Source organism: Halobacteriovorax sp., assembly GCF_048381875.1.
Lineage (GTDB): Bacteria > Bdellovibrionota > Bacteriovoracia > Bacteriovoracales > Bacteriovoracaceae > Halobacteriovorax_A > Halobacteriovorax_A vibrionivorans.
In genome coordinates this window covers 45791-60477 of the sequence record NZ_JBLXBP010000002.1, presented here as the reverse complement: position 1 = coordinate 60477, position 14687 = coordinate 45791, and the positions used below count along the sequence as shown (strand labels likewise).

Here is a 14687-nt window from a genome sequence, read left to right as displayed (position 1 = left end):
TTTTGCGTAGTATTTATAAATTTGGTGGCAGCTCGATAAAATGTGCTGCCACTATAAAACAAATAGCAGACCTTATTATAAAGTGCCCAAATAATTGCTTGGTGGTTTTGTCTGCAACTTATAATTCCACAAACGAGCTAGAAGAGATCTTTGAAACTTCTAATCTTGATCTCGTTAAAGCTTTTTTTAATAAGCATCAAGTTATTATTGATGAATTAGAGACATCCACTGATCTATCTGATTTCCAAAGTGAACTTGAGTCTTATCTTAAAAATGAAAAGACTAAGTCTGTTTTAGATAGTGTTTATAGTATTGGGGAGAGAGTCTCAACGAGGATTCTCTCAGATTATCTTCAAAAGAGGGAAGTTCATAATCATCTTGCAGATGCTAGAGACTATATTACGACTAATCGTAATTTTAATGAAGCTAAGGTTCTCTTTAAAAATACAAAAGATAAGTGCCACCCATTAAATGAGAAAGAACTGATCATTACTCAGGGATTTATTGCAAAAACACTTAGCGGGGAAACTTCTACGCTAGGTCGAGAAGGATCTGATTATTCTGCTGCTATTTTTGCTTGGGCCTTAGATGATGTTCGAGAACTTGTGATTTGGAAGGATGTAAAAGGGATTTACGGCCATGATCCAAAGTTATTAGACTCTGCGCCACTCATACCAAATCTTAGCTATCGTCAGACTAAACTTCTAACAAATAAAGGAGCAAAGATTCTTTTTCACCGTACAATGAATCCATTGATAGAAAAGAATCTGCCCCTAATTGTTAAGAGTGTCTTTTTTCCTGATGAGTCTGGAAGTTGTATTAGTGAAGGTGAGGTTGCAAAACTTAAGGCAATCTCAACTCAAGAGATCGATGGGGCAAAAGCTTTATTAACTGTTTTTGGACTCGATTATGATCAGTCCTTGGTTACAAATGAGCATCCTTATGAACTTGATGAGAATAATGATGACTATTTTAGCTTGGAAGTTAGACAGCAAGATTTGGCGGCGTTGATAAACCTTTTTGGTGATCATCTTTTTTCTTCTCATAAATAGTAGAGTAAATAGGATTGTCTCCTTCACTTCCATAGACTTCTATAATCTCAGTGACTTCTTTGTTTTCAACAAAGACAACATTATCCACGCATTGGCAGATTAACTTTAAGACTTGATTAAATTCAATACCATTCTTACTCGATGAGAATATAGAAAATAGAGTACTAAGCCTTAGTAGAGTGTCTTTGGCATTATTTGCATGGATTGTTGTCATCATTCCTTTATGTCCCGTATTCATCGCTAGTAAAAAGGGAACAATCTCTTCAGAACGAATTTCTCCTAAGAATATTCTCTTTGGCGACATCCTAAGAGCATAGGTACAATAATCATTTAAGCTCTTTCCTGAGCTCGAGTGCGAAAGGAGGTGAGTGGTATTTGAAATATCTCCATCTATTTCAGCGACATCCTCAATAATGACATGATGTTCATTTGAGTTTGCCATATCTTTGCAAACCTTTAGAAAACTCGTTTTTCCACTTCCAGTCGAGCCAGCAATTACGATATTCTTATATTCATTAACTAATTTATATATATGTGACTTAACTTGATTGTCTTGTGTGAAATTATCTAAATTAAAAACTTCTTTACTATGAACTCGAATAAAAGCTTTCGCTTGCTTAACTGGGGAAAGGCAAGGATGTGTTAAACTTATTCTCATATCAATTGGTTTTTCTGTAATTATTCTTGAGACTTTGAATGATGCAAATGGTGAACTAAAGCTCCATTCAATATTTAACTTTCTTGTTAAGAAAGTCAGACTTAATTGAAAGTCTTCGTTAGATAGGAATTCTACTTTAAGCTTTTCATTTGTTATTGCGTGAACCTCGATATCGCTCGGAGAGTGAATAATGAACTCTCTTGCATCATACATTTTAAGAAGATCATCGATATAGCTTTGATTGTATACATGCTCAAACCAAATCTTTATTTGATCGATATTATCTAAGTCAGATAGCCTAAGATTATTAATTGATAGAGCCTCCTCTACGATTAAATCGAAGCTTAAGAGATTTGATTTCTTTGACTTATCAATTAATAAAGCTCTAAATTCATTAAAGAAAAACTGATTTAAATCTTCCATCTTTATATCCTTACTTAAGCTTTGCAATTGCAATGATTCGTTTATAAGTTTTAAATTTTGCCGAAGAAGAAAAGAGCTTTCCTAAAACTGGAATCTTTCCAAATAATGGAATTGATCTGCCGCTTTGATCATCTGTTGTGAGATCAATTTCAAACATTTGAATAGGTGAATCTTTTTGAATTAGAAAACTTGAGCTCTGAGCGCTTCCATTTATATAAGTGTCGCCATTGTTTTGGGCCATGGGTCTGGTTAGTTTTGTTTGATATTCAATCTTAAATCGATTGTTAATTCTCTCAAGTGTCATTGAGATCTTTAAACCAGCAAAGCGCCATTGAGTATTATTTCCATTGTTGGCCGTTGTCGTTGTAAATGGGATCTCTGATCCAATCTGTACCGTCGACTTTTGCTTTGTACGCAGAAGAATCTTTTGCGTTGCTAGTGTTGAAACATTATATTCAGTATCTCTTAACACTATATTCTGATTACGAGTAAGTGCTATTGCTCCATTGTCGAGAAGATCAGTTAAGCCTACATCAATTTGATCAAGTCCAAAGTTAATTTCCTTACCATCAAGACGCTCAATTTGGATAATTCGCATCTCTAATTTGTGATTTCTCAAGTTATTAAACCGTTGAGATGTTCTAAACTTAACTTTGAATTTATCCTTGATAGGTGAGAGAAAACCTTCATCTGAAAGGATCTCTTCAGTTGTTAAGCATATAATATCAAGTTCTTGTTTTTGACATCGAATATCATCATAAAAGTTTTGGAAGAAACGATGGTGAACTTCAGATATAATCTTCTTGGCCACTTTATTTTGTAGCTCTCCTTTATAGATTATGTCCTCATTACTTTTTAAAAGTTCTTTGATTATTCGATATTGATCAATAGTTTTAATATCACTATAGATGAGAAGCTTATCTCCTTTTATTGTTCCTCTGATGCCAAAGTTTTTTAAATTTGATAAGGTCTCAAGGATTTTAAATTGGCCACTTTTAGACAATACATAGACTGTATGGACGACTTTTTTTCCATTGCTTTTCCAGACTGTAACTAGTGACTGTCCCTTCATTTTGCCTTTTATATACAATTTTTGTTTGGCTTTTATGACCTTGGAAGAGAGGATCTCTTTATTGGAAACACTGAAGTTCTCAGCATCTTTTAATGAAATTTCAGATACTTGACCGATACTGAGTGTTATTTGCTTGTGAACTTGTGCGTAAACGTTTAAATTTACTAAGAACATTAAGCAAATGACTTTGACAAACGGCATGAAAGTTAGTATAAAGCTATACTCGAAAACTGTTTTCAGATTAGTTTTAAATATATTGAGGAGATTTATCATGGTATCAAGAACTCGTGTTACAAGAAATAAGCGTAATGCTAAAAAAACAAAAATGGGTGCTAGAAGAAAAGCGCAAAACAGAAACAAGGGAACAACTCCTAAGTTTAAAATTCATCTAGATTAATAAATAAATTAATTTTTAGATATAAGAAAAGGGCCCTCTTCAGGGTCCTTTTTGCTATTTGTTAAAAGTATTATTTAAAGCGACTCTGTTCTGGCGAACAACTTTAAATTCTTCATTTTTCTCACTAATACAAATATGAAGAAGAGCATCTTTGTAGATGTCTTCACATGGATTACTCTTTTGAATAAACTTAATATCTTCACTCTTTACAGCATTTTCATCTAAAACAAGTTTCATGACTTTTTCAAACATGACGTCCTTAATATCATAAGTATAGACAACGACATTTCGTGCATTAGTGTTTAGGGAAATAAGTAGAAGTAGTAAGCTAAATTTCAATTTCATATACGCCTCCAATAGACTTTGGTTGATTAGTAACTGGATAGGAATCTAACTCAAGTGCCTTATATGGAGCTATTTTATTCAGTTCTGAAATAGATATTTTTACTAAGTAAATGGACTTCGTATTGTCTTCAAGCCTTTTTACAATCTTTGCCTTGTTTGTAAGGTGGTTATTTCCCGAATAAAGGGCAACATATTGGTCTTTTCCAACAAGATTAGTCATCTCATTAATTCTCAGTTTTAAAAGTCTTTCATCTTTAGCAATATTTATTTCTTTTTCAATTGTAGCCTCTGTCATGGGTTGGGATAGGATGAATGTGAAGATATTAGTTAGGACAAGTGCTACCCAAAATCTAAGATAGAGTGATTTTTTTAATTGTTGTTCTTTTTCTTTATTAAATAAAAGCTTAGAAGTACAAGAGTTATTTGATTGCATTCCATTGCTTGGTAAAGTTTTTGATTTCTTGTTGTTTAGAATTTTCAATTTTAATCTCCAGGTTAATTATTAAAACGAGGGTACTTATAAGAATTGAAGACCATAGTATTCCTTCAATTGTTGAAAACCCATTGGTGCCATATGTCTTGAGTTGAGTGTGAAATCGTCTAAGACATAGCCTTTCTTTAACTTGAACTTTAGTGTAATTACGAACGAATGATTTTCTGATAGATCACTTCCTTTGTAGTGAAAAGGCATAAATCCCTTCCATTCTTTTTGAAATATTGCACCTCCATCGAATTGCCTTTTAATTTTCCAGACTTTTTGTCCAAGAGGATCATCCTTCATTAGAGAAACAATATTTAAAGAATTACATTCACTGATTTGTAGCAACTTTAATCGAAAATAAAATCGATAACTTGCTTGTAGGATTTTTAATCCTTTTTCTCCATATGAAAGAAAGGGCCTTAGCCAGCTTAATATTGGTATAAATTTTCCATAAAAGAAGGAGCGAATAACGATATTCGTCTGAGAGATAAACTTGTAAAAGTCATTGTAATGTTTAACGGTTTTTTTTGCACAGATATATGATTTGTTATAGTGCTTGATAATATGAAGTTCTTCATAAGACTTTGCCATATTGTAGAAAGTGATAGCTATAAAAGTCATAAAGAAGAAAGCACCAATAAGACTAACGCTACCTCTTTCATTATTTAGAATCTTCTTATGGTTTAAGTCCATCTTTCATCCTTAGGTAGTGTTTTTTACCTTTATAGATAAGAAATTTTTCTGTCTTTGTTTTCACGAAAGTTAATTGTGAATTTGGATCAATCCATCTCTTAAGAGAAATAAGACTTTCACATGAGAAATGTTTGAATCGTTCATTTTTATGATGAGTATTTGCTAGGGTGTGAACATAGCTTCGAAATACCATCATATTTTTACAACGGTATTTCTCGCTAACTGAAATACCCGCAAGAAATACCGTTAAAATTAGAATAGTTGATATGAAAAAAGGAATGACTTTCATTAGTCGATCTTAATGCTTTCTGTGATCTTTGATGAAGCATCCTCAAGTCTTGTTTTAACTCGGCTACCTAAGCCTTTTACTGCCGTTATACAGATGATTCCTACAAGGCTTGTAATGATCATATATTCCATAACACCTTGGCCTTTATTATTTCTTAGAATCTTTTTCACTTTGTACCTCCGAAAATTAAGTTAAAGGCGTTATAAATGATTGCATGAATGTTTTCATTAAGATGAGAGAAAAACTCGGGGATTATTTCATTTATGAAATAAAGGATTATTTTTCCTAGTATTTTCAGCAAGTTGCTAATAATTTGGGAGAGATTAAAATATCCTTATGAATGATAAAAGTAACTTCTACGTTTTTGAGAAAAAAGAAATCCTATTGGTTGTTATCTTCGTTATTTTAGTAGCGGTAACATCTTTCTTCTTTGGTTTAAAGATTGGTTCAAATTATGCTTTTGAAAAGTCTGGTTTAGATCAAGAAGCTGAAAAGGTTTTAGATTCACCGGTAACACAAAAAGAGAAGATCGAATTAACTTCACCAGAAGAAGAAAAGGTTCAAGAACTTGTTCAAGAGCAACGTACAAAAGACGTTTCGAAAGAAGATCTTAACAAGCGAATTGAGGAATCATTGAAAGAGAAAATGGTTAAGGAGTTCTCAAGTGAGAATAAAGAGTTCAATGACCTCGCTGCAGATACTCCACCTGTTCAAGAACAAGTAGAAGAAAGACAGGCCGAACCAGTTGTTCAAGCTCAAACAGAGACGACTCAAATTCAAGAGACATCAAGTGGTACAGATGAGTACACAGGTAAATACACAATTGTTGTTGGTTCATTTGAGTCAATTGATGATGCTAAAGAATTTGCTGAAGGCTTTAGAGTTCTTGGTTTTAGTCCAATTATTAATGAGAAGGATATTCCAGGAAAGGGGAATCGCTTTCGTGTAAGCTTGGGAGCTTTTGAGAGAATTATTGAAGCGAAGCAGTATGTTAAGAAAAATCGTTCTCTTTTTGCAGGGCGTGATTACTTCTTTACCAAATTTGATTAATTCAGCATTTTAAAATTTTTATGATATGATGGCCCTTAATAATTAAGGGCTTTTTTTTATGAATATTTATACACTTATCATGGCCGGTGGCAAGGGAACTCGTCTGTGGCCAGAGTCAACTGAATCTAAACCGAAACAGTATCTTTCATTAGTTGGTAGCGAGACTTTACTTGGTCAAACTCTTGAGCGATTTGATGGTGCAGTTGATATTGATAAGAGATTCATAATTACAACGCGTGATCAAAGTGAATTGGCCATCGATTGTTCTAAGGATCAAGTAAATAAGAATAATATCATTTATGAGCCAACAGGAAGAAATACCGCACCATGTATTCTCTTATCTCTTGCAGCAATAGAAGCAGCAGGAGCTAAAGATGAAGATATCGTAGCTGTTATGCCTTCAGATCATGTCATCTTAAATAAAACGGGCTTTCGCTCGAGTTTTGAAAAAGCTGTTAAATTATCAAGTGAGTCAAAAACCATTACAACAATTGGTATTCCGCCTCACTTTCCACATACTGGATACGGCTACATTAAGGTTGCGGATGCTCTTGGTGATGGCTTTAAGGTTGAAGAATTTGTTGAAAAGCCAAATTTTGAAAAGGCCACGGCTTACCTAAAGACTGGTAAGTATGTTTGGAATGCCGGAATGTTTATGGCCCCTCTTGGTGTCTTTAAAGAAGAATTTAAGGCCCATTCACCAGAGATGTTTAATTTTTATGAAGATTTAAAGGCCAATCTTAATGAAGAGTTCAAACTGGAAGAAGTTTATAATAAAATTCCAAAAGACTCTATTGATTATGCCATCATGGAGAAGTCGAGCCGCATTACTCTAGTTAAGGCCGAGTTTGATTGGAATGATCTTGGTTCATGGGAAGCACTTGAACAAGTAGTTGACCGTGTGGAAGGAAACACTATAATTGATAGTAACGGAACTTTCTTAAAGGACGCTACGGGAAATATTATTTATGCACCGGATAAGCATGTTTCTTTAATTAATGTTCAAGATCTTGTTGTTGTTTCAAATGATAAGGCCGTAATGATTGTGCCAAAGGATGATTCGCAACGAGTGAAAGAAATTGTTCAACACTTAAAAGATAACAAACGCAAAGAATTATTATAGGAGAATTCATGGAAGTTGTTAAAAAAGTAGGCGAGTATACAATCGTTAAAAAAAGATCTGGCCGTTTTGCTGTTAAAGATGCAAATGGAAAATTTATCAACAAAGAAGAAAAAGTAAAAATTCTTTTAGATGCAGGTTTAATTAAAGCTCCTGCTCCAAAAGTAGAAGAAGCACCTGCAGAGGAAGCTCCTGCTGAAGAAACTCAAGAAGCTGCTGCTGAATAATTCCAATAAAAAAAAGCTCCTTAGTGGAGCTTTTTTTATTATAGATAATTTGGTCTTTGATCGTACTCAATCGGATCTTCAATCCCGGCCTTTTGAAAGCCTCTAAGTCTTAGAGCGCATGAATCACACACTCCACATGCTTTGTCCCCTCGAGCATAACATGAATAAGAAAATTGAAGTGGAGCACCTAGGTCTACCGCTTTTTGGACAATCTCATTCTTTGCCATATCAATAACTGGAGTGATGATTTCAATATCACCATCCTTTGTTCCCTGCTTGATTAGCTCATTATAAGCTGCGTAGTAACTTGGACGACAGTCTGGATAACCAGATGAATCTTCGTTAACAGCACCTATGTAGATATTCTTTGCACCAACAACCTCTGACCAAGATACGGCCATTGCAATGATGTGAGTATTTCTAAAAGGTACGTAACTATCAGGGATTTCTTCTGAGTCACCTTTATATTGTTTTACATCAATTCCATCGTCAGTCAGTGAGCTTCCACCAATCTGCTTTAAGAAAGATACGTCGATTACTTTACGAAGAGATTTATCTACACCGTAGTGATCAGCGATTTTTTGGAAGCAATCAAGCTCTCGTTCTTCAGTTTTTTGTCCGTAGTTAAGGTGAAGAAATGCAAGGTTCTCATGCTTCTCATTTGCAATTGCAGCACAAACTAACGAATCCATACCACCACTAACTAATACAACTGCAAGTTTATCACTTTTCAAAATTTTTACTCCTTAACCCTATAGTCCTTCTGCTGTTTTATTAATAAACGCTAAGAACTCATCAGTTACTTTTGAAGCTTTTGCTTTTTTATCTGCTAAGCTTCCTTCTTTTTCCTGAATCATTATGTAGAACTTAATTTTTGGTTCTGTTCCAGATGGTCGAAGATACAGGCGGTTTCCATTTTTAAAGTGGTAACCAATTACATTACTTACTGGATACTCCAGCTTTGACTCTTCACCAGATTCAAGATCTTTAACAATACCTGTCTGATAGTCTTCTATAACGTGAATATCCTGACCACACAAGCTTGACGGAGCTAAGTCTCTAAAATGACTCATAATTCGTGTAATTTTTTCGGCCCCTTCTCTACCTTGGTAAACAAGATTTAAAAGGGTTTCTTGGCTAAAGCCAAATTCTTTATAGATTTTATCGAGGGCCTCAATTAAGTTTAGGCCTTGTTTTTTGAAGTAGAGAGCTACTTCTGACATGAATGTTATTGAAGCAACACCATCTTTATCTCGAACAAAGTCATGAGGTAGGTAACCAAATGATTCCTCAGTTCCAAATAGGAAGTTTGCAGATGGATCTTCTTTTTCGATCTTATTCATAAGTCCACAGATCCATTTGAACCCAGTAAGAGTTGAGTATGATTTAACCCCGTACTTATCTGCAATAAGCTCTTGTAGAGGAGTTGTTACAACAGTTTTAACAAAGTATGGATTTGCAGGCATTGTTCCATTTTCTTTTAGGCTATGTAACATATAGTAAAGCATCAGGATTCCGATTTGGTTTCCGTTGATATACTGAACTTCACCTTCGTGTTCAAAAGCAACTCCAAGACGATCTGTATCTGGGTCTGAACCATAAGCGATATCAGCTCCAGTTTCTTTCATTAAATCAACGGCCATTTTCATTGCCGATGGATTTTCTGGATTAGGTGAGCTTACTGTTGGAAAACTTGAATCTGGCTGGGCCTGCTCTTTTACTACTTCAACATTTGTGAACCCAAGTTGTGCTAAGGCCGTTGTACAAGGAATTAGTCCTGTTCCGTGAATTGGAGTATAGACGATTTTTAGATCCTTCCCATCTTTCTTACACATTTCAGGATTTACTGTTTTTGATAAGATATCGTTATAGAAGCTTTGTTCAACATCTTCGCCAACCCAGTGAATAAATCCTTCATTTTCAGCTTGGTCAAATTCCATGAATTTAACTGCATCATAAGAAGTAATATCGTAGTAGCGATTTATAATATTCTTATCATTTGGAGGAGTAACCTGTGCTCCATCATTCCAGTATACCTTGTAGCCATTGTACTCAGGAGGATTGTGAGAAGCCGTTACCATAACTCCTGCTTGGGCCTTATGATATCTTACAGAGTAAGAAAGCATTGGCACTGGATTAAGTCTTTTGTAGATATAAGACTTGATTCCATTGGCCGCCATAACGCCACAAACTTCCTTTGCAAATTCAAAAGAGAATTTACGAGAATCGTAGCTAACAGCAATCGATGGATTATCAATTCCGTTTTTAGAACTATAGTCTAAAACTTCACCGGCCAGAGCTTGTGTGGCACGACGTACAGTGTATTTATTAATACGATTATGTCCGGCCCCAAGAATGGAACGTAGTCCACCTGTTCCGAACTCGATATCTTTATAAAATCTTTCTTCGATCTCTTTCATATCGTCAGCGTCGATTAATTTTTGGATTTCAGCGCGTGACTCGTCGTCAAAGTAAGGGTTATTGGCCCAAGCATTAGCTTTTTCAAGGCTCGTTGTCATTTTGAAAATCTCCTGTGAAATTTATGATTGAGTATCTTGTGCTATATTCTCAAATCTAGTAGACTTAGGCAAAATAATATCAACAATTTATTACGTTGTGTGTTAATAAAATCAAGGAGTTAACATGGCAAACAAAGATATGAAGCATAAGGATAATGTAGCAGGTAAGTGGTACTGTACAGATCCTGATGATGATAATGGAGAAGGATGCATTGCATGTAACGTTTGTTACACAGGTGCACCAGAGTTTTTCGCTGAAGATGAGGACGGAAATGCTTATGTTAAGAAGCAGCCTGAAACTCCTGAAGATGAAGAGCTTTGCCAAGAGCAAATGGATGCATGTCCAGTTGCTTCAATCGGTGATGATGGATAATTAAAATTTCATATCAAATCTAATATATGCGGAAGTCTGATCAGCTAGTCTGTTCAGACCTTCATTATCTGTTGCATTCTGAGCGATGCCGTTTTTTCTAACTTCAAAAGTAACGATAGCATCATCAAATACATCAATTGATCTTCCAGCAACAAAATCGAAATCGCCATTTTCTGCTAAAATTGTACCTGTTTGAATAATCGTTGAGCCATTTAAACGAAAGTTATTATCAATTCGAGTATTTCGATTTGAGTCATATGAAATATCAGTTTCAAAATCAAAGTTCTTGAATCGAGGTGAGGCCATTGAAACACCGACTCGATAAGTTCCATCTGCTTCGACGTGAGCACTTGCACGTCTACGGCCATTTACTTCTACGGCCATATCAAGCTCCTGATCTTTTGGAGAGAGCTCAAGATTACTTTTGAGATCAATTGTTTCTGTTAGTTTATTATCCACACCAATATTTAATTCTTGATCACGATCTGAAATATCTAGATTACTTCTAATCGTTGTATTCTCAAAAGGCTTACTCTCAGTCTCCATATTAATCAGAGTGAGAGATGTTGGAATATAGTAATCTTGTCTAAGATGAAGGGCCCTATTAATTTTTACAGAACCTAGACCAGTTTCGTAAGATCGATTCTCCAATGCAGATAACTCTCTTCTTCGAGGAATGATCTCTTCTTCAGAAGTTGTAAGATCTGGTAGGGCAAGTTTTCGATGAGCGATGGGATCAACAAAGGATTCCCCAGCATAGTAAATCTGAAAATATGGCCTCTTATCTTTAATATTAACGACTTTGACAAATATATCTTCGCCAACTTCATCCGTGGCCCTAAACCACGTGATATGAGAAAGGATATTTGAGCTACTTTGAAGAGTCATTGAAGAAAACTGAGATAAATCTGCTTCAGATGTAAAAACAAGTTCGAAGTCCTCAAACAGCTCAGGTCTGTAAAAGGCCTCTTTACTGGCAAATGTATTCGTTATGCATCTTGGCTGACCTTCGTTGTCAGTTATTTTTGTATAGTCTAGTACTGCTTGTAATTTAAAGCTTTCCTGTGAAAGTTCAACATTGTCTTTTCTAGGATTGTCTTCATTAAACTTTTGAACAATATCGACAATTTGAGATGTAAAGTTTGTCATGTCTTGGCATTCGATACAGATCTCTCTAGTACCTTCATTTCTAACAGGGGTTTCACCGTATTCATGAGGGATTAGTCGAGGTGAGACGTGTTTTGGATCTCTGGCCCTGGCAATACGAACAATATCTGAAATAACATCTTTAGCTCGATAATTAGTGCCGTTGATATTGATAACCTGATTAGAAATCGAATCGATACCTGCAATGCTCTTGAGAGCAAGAATAAATGAAAATAGGAATATGCTAATTTTATTTAGTGACACGATATCTATTCGGTTTTCATAGAATGAAGGTTTAGAAAAACTTTAGGAAAATACTAAAATAATTTAATGTTGATGAAAATTTCAGTACTTGCGCAGTTTTGCCGACAGGAATAAAATAAAAGAGTATTTTTACTTACAAAGGACGTAACATGAATCCAACTAATCTACAGCTCGTAGGTACGATTCTATTTGCATGTGCCATCTTGCACACGTTTCTAGTTTCGAAAATTCAACATTTAGCACACAAGTACCCAGAAGGGTCGATGATGGAAAACCTTTTACACTTCTTAGGTGAAGTTGAAGCGGTTTTTGGAATGTGGGCAGCTGCTTTTATTGTTTATTACAGTGCAACTCAAGGTTTTGCTGTTTACGATGATCAGCACAAGGTTGTTGGCGGTGCTCTAAAGTATCTTGAACAAGACGTTAACTACACAGAAGCAGCCTTTGTTTTTGTTATTATGTGTATGGCCGGTACGAGACCAATTATCGTTCTTGCTGAAAAAATTATTGGTATGATTGCTAAGGTTCTACCAATGCCAGGAAAGATGGCCTTCTATATTTCAGCTCTAATCGTTGGGCCAATCCTAGGTTCATTCATTACTGAGCCTGCGGCAATGACTGTTACGGCTCTAATCCTTCTTGATTACTTCTTCTCAGATGAGAAGATGAGTATGAAGTTTAAGTATGCAACGATTGGTCTTTTATTTGTAAACGTTTCAATCGGTGGTACTCTGTCTCACTTTGCTGCTCCACCTGTTTTAATGGTTGCTGGAAAATGGCACTGGGGATTCATGCACATGCTGACTAACTTCGGTTATAAAGCAACGATTTCAATTATTATTGGAACATTAGTTATTGCATTCCTATTTAAAAATGAACTTGCAGGAAAGCTTGAAATTAAAGAAAAGAGTGAAAATTGGCTTGCTCCAACTTGGTGGATGACATTAATTCATATCATCTTCATGGGACTAGTTGTTTTCTCTGCTCACCATATGGTTTTCTTCCTAGGTCTATTCCTATTCTTCCTAGGTTTCACAACAGTAACTAACGAATACCAAGATCAAATCAAACTAAAAGAATCACTTCTTGTTGGTTTCTTCCTTGGTGGTCTTGTTACACTTGGTGGACAACAAGGTTGGTGGCTACAACCGATCCTAACTCAGTTAGGTGATTTTGTTCTCTTTGTTGGTGCAACTTCACTTACAGCGATTACTGATAACGCAGCTCTTACTTATCTAGGGACACTTGTTGAACTTACAGATTCGGCTAAGTATAACCTTGTCGCTGGTGCGGTTGCCGGTGGTGGTCTTACTGTTATTGCCAATGCTCCAAACCCTGCTGGTTTTGGAATCCTTAAGGGGACATTTGGTAAAGATGGGATTAATCCTGGAAAGCTTCTTCTTGGAGCCTTATTTCCAACAATCCTAGCAATGGTATTCTTCCAAATTCTTCCTAATCTAGGAAAGTAGATATAACAAAGGCCTCAATTTGAGGCCTTTTTTTATTTGATCTAAAGTTTTACAACCCAGTTAAATTGATCTTCCACTGTTTGTTCTTGAATACCGAGAAGAGTCTCTCTTAGCATTTTTGTGGTTGGACCAAATTCTTCTTTCACATTATATCTTTCTCCACTTTCTTCATGAAGAGAGCATATTGGAGTGATAATAGCGGCCGTTCCACAAGAAAAGCATTCCGTGCATTTATTTGATTTAATATCTTCAATTAAATCATCGATACTCATCTTTCTCTCAATAACCTTAAGTCCTTTTGAGCGTGCAATATCAATGAGTGAGCGACGTGTGATTCCATCAAGAATTGTCTCTGTTAATTCTGGAGTGTGAATTTCTCCATCAATGACAGCAAAGAAATTCATTCCACTCAGTTCTTCAATAGACTTTCTATCACTTGCAGATAACCAAAGACTTTGGTGAAGGCCAAGCTTTTGCGTGCGTACACCAGAGTTTAGAGCTCCTGCATAATTACCGCCTGTTTTTGCTGTCCCCATTCCTCCTGGGCAGGCTCGAACCATTTGTCTTTCAATCAAAACCTTATAACTACCACCAGAAAAATAAGACTCAACAGGTGAGGCGATAACCATGAAGAGAAACTCTTCACTTGGCTTTATCCCAAGGTTATTTTCTGTTGCGATCATAAACGGTCTTATATAAAGAGATTCACCACTTCTTTTTGGGATGAAGTTTTCACCCATCTTTGTAATTGTATTTACCGCATTAACAAAAATCTCATTTGGAACTTCTGGCATGGCCATTCTTCTTGCTGAATGATTAAAGCGTTTGAAGTTCTCTAATGGACGAAATAGGTTTGGTCCATTTCCTTTGTAATTATATGCTTTCATTCCTTCAAAGATCTCTTGTCCGTAATGAAGAACTTTACATGTTGGATCTAGTTCAAGTTTTGCATATGGCCTAATCTCAAGCTCGCCCCATTCGCCACGCTTGAATTCACACGTTGCCATAATTGGTAAAAGAACTTTTCCAAATCCTACTTTATCAGGCATCGAAAAATTCTCGATGGCCTCTTTAGCACTTGCTAAAACTTTCATAATACTCCTCAATTA

18 protein-coding genes are annotated in these 14687 nt (G+C 35.6%); 7 read left to right on the top strand and 11 right to left on the bottom strand.

What is annotated here, in order from left to right:
• Positions 1–2 precede the first annotated feature (2 nt).
• The gene (locus tag ACN5L8_RS04470; protein ID WP_419172414.1) at positions 3–1052 is read left to right on the top strand and encodes an aspartate kinase; all 1050 of its coding nucleotides are present in this window, start codon (positions 3–5) and stop codon (positions 1050–1052) included.
• Here the strand turns inward: ACN5L8_RS04470 and ACN5L8_RS04465 are convergent.
• The gene (locus tag ACN5L8_RS04465; protein WP_419172413.1) at positions 985–2133 is read right to left on the bottom strand and encodes a CpaF/VirB11 family protein; all 1149 of its coding nucleotides are present in this window, start codon (positions 2131–2133) and stop codon (positions 985–987) included. The two genes, ACN5L8_RS04470 and ACN5L8_RS04465, sit on opposite strands and share 68 nt — an antisense overlap.
• Positions 2134–2143: 10 nt before the next feature.
• Positions 2144–3406, bottom strand: coding sequence for a pilus assembly protein N-terminal domain-containing protein (locus ACN5L8_RS04460; RefSeq protein ID WP_419172412.1), 1263 nt, complete (start codon positions 3404–3406; stop codon positions 2144–2146).
• A gap of 70 nt (positions 3407–3476) precedes the next feature.
• On the opposite strand from ACN5L8_RS04460, the gene ACN5L8_RS04455 reads away from it, so the two are divergent.
• Positions 3477–3602, top strand: coding sequence for a hypothetical protein (locus tag ACN5L8_RS04455; protein WP_255509261.1), 126 nt, complete (start codon positions 3477–3479; stop codon positions 3600–3602).
• Between the two features lie 54 nt (positions 3603–3656).
• On the opposite strand, the gene ACN5L8_RS04450 is transcribed toward ACN5L8_RS04455, so the two are convergent.
• The 5 genes from ACN5L8_RS04450 to ACN5L8_RS04430 are packed head-to-tail and all read right to left on the bottom strand — an operon-like array spanning position 3657 to position 5580.
• Positions 3657–3947, bottom strand: a complete 291-nt coding sequence (locus tag ACN5L8_RS04450; RefSeq protein ID WP_114706436.1) for a hypothetical protein — start codon at positions 3945–3947, stop codon at positions 3657–3659.
• Positions 3931–4428 carry a hypothetical protein gene (locus tag ACN5L8_RS04445; RefSeq protein WP_419172411.1) on the bottom strand — a complete coding sequence of 166 codons (498 nt, stop codon included), beginning with the start codon at positions 4426–4428 and terminating at the stop codon, positions 3931–3933. Before ACN5L8_RS04445 ends, ACN5L8_RS04450 begins: the two co-directional genes overlap by 17 nt.
• Before the next feature lie 36 nt (positions 4429–4464).
• Positions 4465–5121 carry a hypothetical protein gene (locus tag ACN5L8_RS04440; protein ID WP_114706434.1) on the bottom strand — a complete coding sequence of 219 codons (657 nt, stop codon included), beginning with the start codon at positions 5119–5121 and terminating at the stop codon, positions 4465–4467.
• Complete coding sequence (locus tag ACN5L8_RS04435) at positions 5105–5410, bottom strand: hypothetical protein (RefSeq protein ID WP_120404534.1); 306 nt, start codon at positions 5408–5410, stop codon at positions 5105–5107. The genes ACN5L8_RS04440 and ACN5L8_RS04435 overlap by 17 nt, the downstream gene beginning before the upstream one ends.
• A complete protein-coding gene (locus tag ACN5L8_RS04430) occupies positions 5410–5580 on the bottom strand; it encodes a hypothetical protein (protein ID WP_199506624.1) in 171 nt (56 codons plus the stop codon). Before ACN5L8_RS04430 ends, ACN5L8_RS04435 begins: the two co-directional genes overlap by 1 nt.
• Positions 5581–5746: 166 nt before the next feature.
• On the opposite strand from ACN5L8_RS04430, the gene ACN5L8_RS04425 reads away from it, so the two are divergent.
• From ACN5L8_RS04425 to ACN5L8_RS04415, 3 genes are read left to right on the top strand one after another with little or no spacing between them, the layout of a single operon-like run.
• The gene (locus ACN5L8_RS04425; protein WP_114706432.1) at positions 5747–6460 is read left to right on the top strand and encodes an SPOR domain-containing protein; all 714 of its coding nucleotides are present in this window, start codon (positions 5747–5749) and stop codon (positions 6458–6460) included.
• Positions 6461–6518: 58 nt separating this feature from the next.
• Positions 6519–7583 (top strand): mannose-1-phosphate guanylyltransferase, encoded by a 1065-nt coding sequence (locus ACN5L8_RS04420; protein WP_419172410.1) that lies wholly within the window; start codon positions 6519–6521, stop codon positions 7581–7583.
• 8 nt (positions 7584–7591) lie between these two features.
• Complete coding sequence (locus ACN5L8_RS04415; protein ID WP_114706430.1) at positions 7592–7807, top strand: hypothetical protein; 216 nt, start codon at positions 7592–7594, stop codon at positions 7805–7807.
• A 38-nt stretch (positions 7808–7845) separates the two neighbouring features.
• On the opposite strand, the gene queC is transcribed toward ACN5L8_RS04415, so the two are convergent.
• Positions 7846–8541 carry a 7-cyano-7-deazaguanine synthase QueC gene (gene queC / locus ACN5L8_RS04410; protein WP_114706429.1) on the bottom strand — a complete coding sequence of 232 codons (696 nt, stop codon included), beginning with the start codon at positions 8539–8541 and terminating at the stop codon, positions 7846–7848.
• 18 nt (positions 8542–8559) lie between these two features.
• Positions 8560–10326, bottom strand: coding sequence for a phospho-sugar mutase (locus ACN5L8_RS04405; RefSeq protein WP_419172409.1), 1767 nt, complete (start codon positions 10324–10326; stop codon positions 8560–8562).
• 124 nt (positions 10327–10450) lie between these two features.
• On the opposite strand from ACN5L8_RS04405, the gene ACN5L8_RS04400 reads away from it, so the two are divergent.
• Positions 10451–10699, top strand: coding sequence for a ferredoxin (locus tag ACN5L8_RS04400; protein ID WP_114706427.1), 249 nt, complete (start codon positions 10451–10453; stop codon positions 10697–10699).
• On the opposite strand, the gene ACN5L8_RS04395 is transcribed toward ACN5L8_RS04400, so the two are convergent.
• Positions 10700–12109: a hypothetical protein gene (locus tag ACN5L8_RS04395; protein ID WP_419172408.1), complete on the bottom strand. Its 1410-nt coding sequence runs from the start codon at positions 12107–12109 to the stop codon at positions 10700–10702.
• Positions 12110–12258: 149 nt separating this feature from the next.
• On the opposite strand from ACN5L8_RS04395, the gene ACN5L8_RS04390 reads away from it, so the two are divergent.
• Positions 12259–13578 (top strand): putative Na+/H+ antiporter, encoded by a 1320-nt coding sequence (locus tag ACN5L8_RS04390; protein ID WP_419172407.1) that lies wholly within the window; start codon positions 12259–12261, stop codon positions 13576–13578.
• Between the two features lie 41 nt (positions 13579–13619).
• Here the strand turns inward: ACN5L8_RS04390 and ACN5L8_RS04385 are convergent, their stop codons facing one another.
• On the bottom strand, positions 13620–14672 hold the full coding sequence (locus ACN5L8_RS04385) for a branched-chain amino acid aminotransferase (protein ID WP_114706424.1): 1053 nt from the start codon (positions 14670–14672) through the stop codon (positions 13620–13622).
• Positions 14673–14687: the final 15 nt, after the last annotated feature.